Here is a 7001-nt window from a genome sequence, read left to right as displayed (position 1 = left end):
GTCCGGCGTTTGATTGGAATGGGTATGTCTAGCTCGACTCAAGTCAGCTAAACCAGTCATTCCTTGCTCGCGGAAACGGTTGATCCATTTGTAGCCTGTTTTACGAGCTATGCCATAACGCTGGCACAGCTCGCTAATAGAAAATCGATGGCTAAGCCAATCTTCAATGAAAAGTTCTCTTTGGCTCATGATGCAAGTCTCTTCCCATGGCATAAGCTTCTCCTCTTCGAAGCTTACACATTAGCACTTGTTACCCATGTGCCTGGTTAGAACTGTTACCTATGAGCCCGGTCAATACCGCCTCAAGTAGATTCCTGCCTGCGCAGGAATGACGCGCGTTGCTGGCTCTTCACACTCACAATAGTCGTCATCTCACTGGCCGTGCGCCTACGCAGGCAGAGATCTACTCAACGCTCACTCCAAGCCTCAAGTAGATTCCTGTCTTCACAGGAATGACGTACGTTGAGAGCAAGGTCGTCACCTATTCCCTTCATCAAACTGACGCATTTCTGCCATTTAACCTCCATAAAACCGTCAAAAACTCTGCCCTAAATTGTCACATTCGCGAAATAGCATAAAAAGTGAACTTACTGACCTAGTCCAGAAGGATAGAGACAATGAAAACTTTGCTTAACCGTGCAAGTATCGCAAAACTTGGCACTGCTACTCTGATTGCAGCGGCGATCTCTTCTACTGCCATGGCTGACGACGGTGTGCAAGCACTGACCGAAGCGGCAAAAAAAGAAGGGGCGGTTTACAGTGTGGGTATGCCAGATAGTTGGGCAAACTGGAAAGATACTTGGAATGACCTTGAGTCCACTTACGGCTTGAAGCACCAAGATACTGATATGAGCTCGGCACAAGAGATCGCTAAGTTTGAAGCAGAAAAGAAAAATGCGACAGCGGATATCGGTGATGTGGGCTTTGCGTTTGCACGCGTAGCGGTACAAAAGGGTGTGACGCAGCCTTATAAACCAACCACTTGGAGTGATATTCCTGATTGGGCGAAAGACAAAGATGGCCACTGGGCTTTGGCGTATACCGGTACTATCGCGTTTATCTCAAACAACAACCTAGTAAAAGATGCACCGACGTCTTGGCAAGATATTCTTGAAGGTGATTATAAAGTTACTGTCGGCGACGTAGGTGTTGCAGCGCAAGCGAACAATGCGGTACTAGCCGCAGCATTCGCCAATGGTGGTGATGAATCAAACCTTAAGCCTGCTATTGAGTTTTTCTCGAAGCTTGCTAAACAAGGTCGTTTATCCTTCACTGACCCAAGCATTGCGAACCTGGAAAAAGGCGAAGTCGAAGTCGCTCTCCTTTGGGATTTCAACGCGCTGAACTACCGTGACCAAATCGACCGTTCGCGCTTTAGCGTTAACATTCCACAAGATGGTTCGGTTATCTCTGGCTACACAACCATCATCAACAAGTACGCGAAGAACCCGAACGCAGCTAAATTGGCTCGTGAACACATCTTTAGTGACCGCGGTCAAATCAACCTTGCAGAGGGCTACGCTCGCCCAATCCGCTCTAATGTTGAGCTGCCTGCATCGATTCAAGAAAAGCTGATTTCAAACGACCAGTACGGCAACGTACACCCAGTGACTGACTTTAAAGCATGGGAAAAATCAGCGCGCCGCCTACCTCGTCAGTGGCAAGAAAACGTGCTTATCCATCAGCAGTAATTTGAGAACCTAAGTAAGAGGTAAGTATGAGCAATAAGGTCATTCTTGTTGTCCTCGATGGTCTCAATTATCAAGTAGCCCGTGATTGCATGGGCTACTTGAACGGCTTAATCGAGCAGAAAAAAGCAACCCTATATCCCATTCAGTGTGAGCTTCCATCAATGTCGAGACCACTCTATGAGTGCATTTTGACTGGAGTGCCACCTGTTCTGAGCGGCATTGTTAATAATCAAATTGTACGCCTATCGAATCAAGAATCCATCTTTGGCCTAGCCAAATCGCAGGGCAAGGTAACGGCAGCTGCCGCTTATCACTGGGTGAGTGAACTCTATAACCGAGCGCCTTATGATGCGGTTCGTGACCGTTTTACCGACGATGAATCACTCAACATTCAGCATGGTCGTTTCTATCATTGGGATCACTACCCTGATGAGGCTTTGTTTATCGACGCAGAATCACTCAGACAGCAGTTCAATCCAGACTTTCTCCTAATACATCCAATGAATATCGATGACGCAGGGCACAAGCATGGCTTGGATTCGAGGCAATATCGAAACAGCGCGCGCGCTGCGGATATTTACCTATCCAACTACATCAGTACTTGGATTGATGCGGGTTATCAAGTCATGGTGACCAGTGATCACGGTATGAACGATGACCTTTCGCACGGCGGCATCTTGCCTGAAGAGCGTGAAGTCCCACTGTTTGTCATTGGTGATACCTTTACCCACGCCGACACAACCGTGAAGCAAACAGAGCTTTGTGGACTGTGTTGTCAGCTTCTCGGGCTTGAGCATCGTAAACCTTATGCACCGGAAATGATCGCGTTATGAGTAGTTCAGTAATCGCAACGCCGAGCAACGGCAAGACGCAGTCTCGTCAGGGCGCGTCTCTGTGGAATCGTTTTAAACCCGTGCTTTGGCTCGCGCCCTTTGTGCTGTTTTTCTATTTGTTCCAGCTCGCCCCAATGGTTTGGGTGTTTTTTAATAGCTTTCAATACGATGGCGAGTTTTCGCTGGACAATTACCTTGAGGTATTTGACTCCAGCTTCATGATTCAAGCCTTTAGCAACAGTATTTGGTTGTCGGTATGGTCGAGTGTGATTGGTCTCGCCATTGCTGCGTTATTGGTGTCATCGCTTCGCAGAGTCGATAGCCGATTGCGCGATGGTGTTATTGCCTTTACTAATATGAGCAGTAACTTCGCTGGTGTGCCTCTGGCGTTCGCCTTCATCATTATTCTGGGTGTCAACGGTGCAGTCACGTTGCTCCTTAAGCAGTATGGTTTGATTGAGGGGTTCAATCTCTATGGTAAATGGGGACTACTGGTCATCTATATTTACTTTCAGATCCCACTGGGTGTGCTGCTGCTCTATCCCGCGTTTGATGCGCTGCAAGATGATTGGCAGTCAGCGTCGGCGCTGCTTGGTGCGAAAACGCATCAGTATTGGACTCAGGTTGCTCTACCTGTGCTGTCTCCCGCGCTGCTTGGCACCTTCATTATCTTGATTGCTAACGCAATGGGCGCATACGCCAGTGTCTACGCGCTGACCACGGGCAACTACAACGTTATTACCGTGCGCATCGCAAGCTTAGTATCGGGTGATTTGTTCCTTGAGCCGAATCTGGCGGCGGCCATTTCCTTGATTCTAATGGCGATTCTCGCCTTCATTACGGTTATCAATCAATGGCTATTGTCGAGGAGTTATCATGCTTCAAAATAGCAAATCTCTCGTGAGTAAAAAGCTAACAAGCAATGTTAGTACTTACTATCATAAAGCCGTTGTTTACGGAATCGTTGGACTGATGCTGGTTCCGATTATCGCGACCTTGGTGTACTCCCTGTCATCAAGTTGGGGAGCCACCATATTACCCGACGGCTTTACCTTTAATTGGTATATTCAACTGCTTACCGATTCACGTTTTCTTGCGGCATTTGGGCGCTCGCTGTTGGTCTGTTTCGCGGCTCTAGCATTGAGTGTGGTGTTGATCCTACCGGCGATTTTTGTGGTGTTTTACTACTTTCCAAAACTCGACAAGTTAATGAACGTGCTTATTTTGTTGCCGTTCGCTGTACCGCCTGTGGTCTCTTCAGTAGGGCTATTACAGATCTATGCCGACAGTGCGGTGCCTTTGATCGGTACGCCATGGATCTTAATTGGTACCTACTTCACCATCGCGCTGCCGTTTATGTATCGCGCGATATCCAACAGTTTTGAAGCGATTAATTTGAACGATTTGATGGATGCGGCTCACTTATTAGGCGCAAGCACAACCAAGGCATTTCTCTTGATTATCGTTCCGAACTTGAAGAAGGGTTTGTTGGCGTCGCTGTTCCTTTCGTTCTCGTTCTTATTGGGTGAGTTTGTGTTCGCCAATATCTTGGTGGGAACACGTTACGAAACACTGCAAATCTATCTCTATAACATGCGTCAAACCAGCGGTCACTTTACCTCTGCGTTAGTGATGACTTACTTTTTCTTTATCTTCCTACTGACATGGCTTGCCAGCCGTTTTAGCAGTCAACAACAAAAGGGCAAATCATGAGCTACGTATCTGTTAGTCATCTTACCAAGCGATTTGGTAATAACACGGTTTTCGAAGACATCGACTTTACGATTGAGAAGGGAGAGTTCATTACTCTGCTCGGACCTAGTGGCTGCGGAAAGTCAACGTTACTTCGCAGTTTGGCGGGACTCAATCCCGTTGAAGGCGGCCAGGTTTTAGTGGATGGTGTCGATATCACTCACGCCGCACCGCAGCAGCGTGGCATCGGCATGGTATTTCAATCTTATGCTTTATTCCCGAATATGACGGTAGCCGAAAACATCGCGTTCGGCCTCAAGATGCAAAAGCTGGCTAAGGCAGAGATAGAGCGCGAGGTTACCAAGGTGATCGACCTGGTGGAATTGACGGGTAAAGAGAGGCAGTACCCGCACCAGCTATCCGGTGGCCAAAGGCAGCGCGTTGCTCTTGCCAGAGCTTTGGTGGTCAAGCCGCGGATCTTGTTATTGGATGAGCCTTTGTCTGCGCTGGATGCCAAAATCCGCAAGAACCTTCGCCAGCAGATCCGCACTATCCAAAAAGAGCTAAACCTGACCACTATCTTTGTCACCCATGACCAAGAAGAGGCGATGATCATGTCTGATCGTATCTTCTTGATGAACAAAGGCGAGATTGTCCAGCAAGGCGAGCCAGAGGCGATTTATACCCATCCAGTGAATGAGTTCGTCGCCGGTTTTATGGGTCACTATAATCTGGTGGAAGCAGCACAAGCCAAATCGCTCTTTGATCTCGAAGTGAACAGCAAAGTCGCAATCCGTCCAGAGTCCATCTATGTGCGTGAGCAAGGACGTCAGTATGGTGAGCACATTTCGGCTCCGAGAACAGGGGTCATTAAGAATCATCAACTGCTTGGCAATGTGATTCGCTACCAAGTGGATGTGGATGATTGCGAACTCACTGTTGATCTGCTCAACCGATCCTCAGAGCGCTTGCTGTCTGTTGGTAGTCAATTAGAGCTACTTTTTAACCTAAACGAAATTCAACCTGTGAGAGCCTAGAATGTCTAATCCTCTTTATGTATTCGACATGGACGAGACGCTGCTTGATGCCGATTGTGCCATGCTTTGGAACCGATTCTTGGTGGAAAAAGGGATAGCGACGGCACCTGACTTTTTGAAAGAAGACGAACGCCTGATGGCACTCTACGCGCAGGGTAATATGGATATGGAAGACTACTTAAAGTTTTCCATGTCGCCATTAGCTGGCGTGTCGAAAGAGACGGTCTCTTTGCTGGTGGAGCAGTGCATTGACGAGAAGATAATGCCTCGTTTATTTCCTCAAGCCGCCACACTGATTGCACAGCTTAAGCGTGATAATGTTCAGACGGTAATCATCTCCGCATCCGTGAGCTTTCTGGTGTCGGCTATTGGTAAACGTATTGGTATTGATGAAGCGATGGGGATTGATTTGGCGGAAGAAGGCGGCTGTTACACCGCTCGAATCGACGGCATTCCTACTTATCGCGAAGGCAAAGTCGCAAGGCTGGAACAATGGTTGACAGAGAGTATGACGCAGTACTCGGAGATCCATTTCTATACCGACTCTATCAATGACCGACCACTGTGTGAGTTTGCTGACCATGCTTATTTAGTAAACCCATGTCCACTGCTAAAAGCACTCGGTGACAAGAAGGATTGGCAGCAGCTTCATTGGTTTTTGTAATCCATCGATACCTGACGTTTAAGCTCCGAAGGTCGTTTATTACGACTCTCGGAGTTTATTGTGACTGTTATTATGGTTCTATCTTTTGGACTTCTTTTACCTCTAAGTCTGCAAACCAGACTTCGTCTTCGCCAGCATTAAGCCCTGCTTTATCATTAAGAGAGCGATAGATACCCCATTTGGGTCTTACGAAGTTGACGGTACTGCCGTTACTGCCAGAGCGCCAAAGCTCGATATTTTGTTCATTGACGGTAAACAGCGGTGCTTCAGAGCCAAGTGGTGTCACCGACATTTCCAGCGAGCCTTGTTCACTGAACTGCGCACGAACAAAGACTTCTAGCCATTGTCCCTGTATTTGTGTTGCCCAGTCGATACCTAGCTGTGAGGTATGAAGCAACATGGTCTTAGCATCCTGACTATCCACATGACGTACTTCTAAGCCACTGACACCGCTCTTAGTGTTGCCAGTAATAGTCACTAACGGCTGACTAACAGGATCACCAAAATCAGATACGGCTTTTAGCTGAAAAAGATGGGTAAAGTGGTTGGTGACGCGCAGGTCTTCGTCAATTCGAAATTTCCAGCGGTACTCAAATATGGTGTCCATAAAGCCTTTGAGTGAGTCATTAGATTTATCGTACACCTTAATTTCGTTGCGTTGGCGGTCGGTTTTACCCGTATCTCGATCGCCATCTAGGTCGCGATGAATAGTAAAGCGGAAATAGTCGCCAACCTGATTATCGCTGTCCTCGGTGATGTGTCTTACCCCGCTATGGTTGTCCTCACCATACAGGTCGGGCGCTTCGATAGAGCCCACTCCAAGGACACTTTCAATCAAATCGTAAGTGTCCATATTGGCTGAGCCATCCGAAACTAGTGAAGCGCTACTCAGTACATAGTAGTTTCCGGAATCATCAATATCTGGTGTGTTTGGAATGCTGGTGTTGCTTGAGCTACTTCCACCGCAAGCGGTCAGAATAAGAGGAATAAGGGTGGAAAGCGCAAGCTTTCTGGCGTGATACATCATAGGTCACTTCCTAAAACGAAAAAAACGGGCACCCTACAAGTACCCCAAAATGCAGCT

8 protein-coding genes are annotated in these 7001 nt (G+C 47.6%); 6 read left to right on the top strand and 2 right to left on the bottom strand.

The genetic code is table 11. The features are described 5' to 3' along the window. The coding region (locus tag L4C42_RS21555) for a helix-turn-helix domain-containing protein (protein WP_429760650.1) at nt 1-213 on the bottom strand (213 nt) is incomplete at its 3' end. Between the two features lie 404 nt (nt 214-617). Between L4C42_RS21555 and L4C42_RS21550 the strand changes: the two genes are divergently transcribed. From L4C42_RS21550 to L4C42_RS21525, 6 genes are all read left to right on the top strand, one after another. After that, nucleotides 618-1691, top strand: a complete 1074-nt coding sequence (locus tag L4C42_RS21550) for an ABC transporter substrate-binding protein (protein WP_353500059.1) — start codon at nt 618-620, stop codon at nt 1689-1691. Between the two features lie 26 nt (nt 1692-1717). Continuing rightward, the gene (locus L4C42_RS21545; protein ID WP_353500060.1) at nt 1718-2524 is read left to right on the top strand and encodes an alkaline phosphatase family protein; all 807 of its coding nucleotides are present in this window, start codon (nt 1718-1720) and stop codon (nt 2522-2524) included. Continuing rightward, the gene (locus tag L4C42_RS21540) at nt 2521-3414 is read left to right on the top strand and encodes an ABC transporter permease (RefSeq protein WP_353500061.1); all 894 of its coding nucleotides are present in this window, start codon (nt 2521-2523) and stop codon (nt 3412-3414) included. The genes L4C42_RS21545 and L4C42_RS21540 overlap by 4 nt, the downstream gene beginning before the upstream one ends. Before the next feature lie 82 nt (nt 3415-3496). Further along, the gene (locus L4C42_RS21535) at nt 3497-4237 is read left to right on the top strand and encodes an ABC transporter permease (protein ID WP_418643019.1); all 741 of its coding nucleotides are present in this window, start codon (nt 3497-3499) and stop codon (nt 4235-4237) included. After that, nucleotides 4234-5253 (top strand): ABC transporter ATP-binding protein, encoded by a 1020-nt coding sequence (locus tag L4C42_RS21530; RefSeq protein ID WP_429761728.1) that lies wholly within the window; start codon nt 4234-4236, stop codon nt 5251-5253. Before L4C42_RS21535 ends, L4C42_RS21530 begins: the two co-directional genes overlap by 4 nt. Before the next feature lies 1 nt (nt 5254). Then, on the top strand, nt 5255-5917 hold the full coding sequence (locus L4C42_RS21525; protein ID WP_353500064.1) for an HAD family hydrolase: 663 nt from the start codon (nt 5255-5257) through the stop codon (nt 5915-5917). Nucleotides 5918-5987: 70 nt separating this feature from the next. On the opposite strand, the gene L4C42_RS21520 is transcribed toward L4C42_RS21525, so the two are convergent. Beyond that, a complete protein-coding gene (locus L4C42_RS21520; RefSeq protein WP_353500065.1) occupies nt 5988-6944 on the bottom strand; it encodes a polysaccharide lyase family protein in 957 nt (318 codons plus the stop codon). Between the last annotated feature and the right edge of the window lie 57 nt (nt 6945-7001).

The sequence above is a fragment of the Vibrio wakamikoensis genome, from assembly GCF_050337275.1.
GTDB lineage: Bacteria > Pseudomonadota > Gammaproteobacteria > Enterobacterales > Vibrionaceae > Vibrio > Vibrio chaetopteri.
The sequence above is the reverse complement of the archived record's forward strand: the minus strand, read 5'-3'. Positions and strand labels throughout refer to the sequence as shown.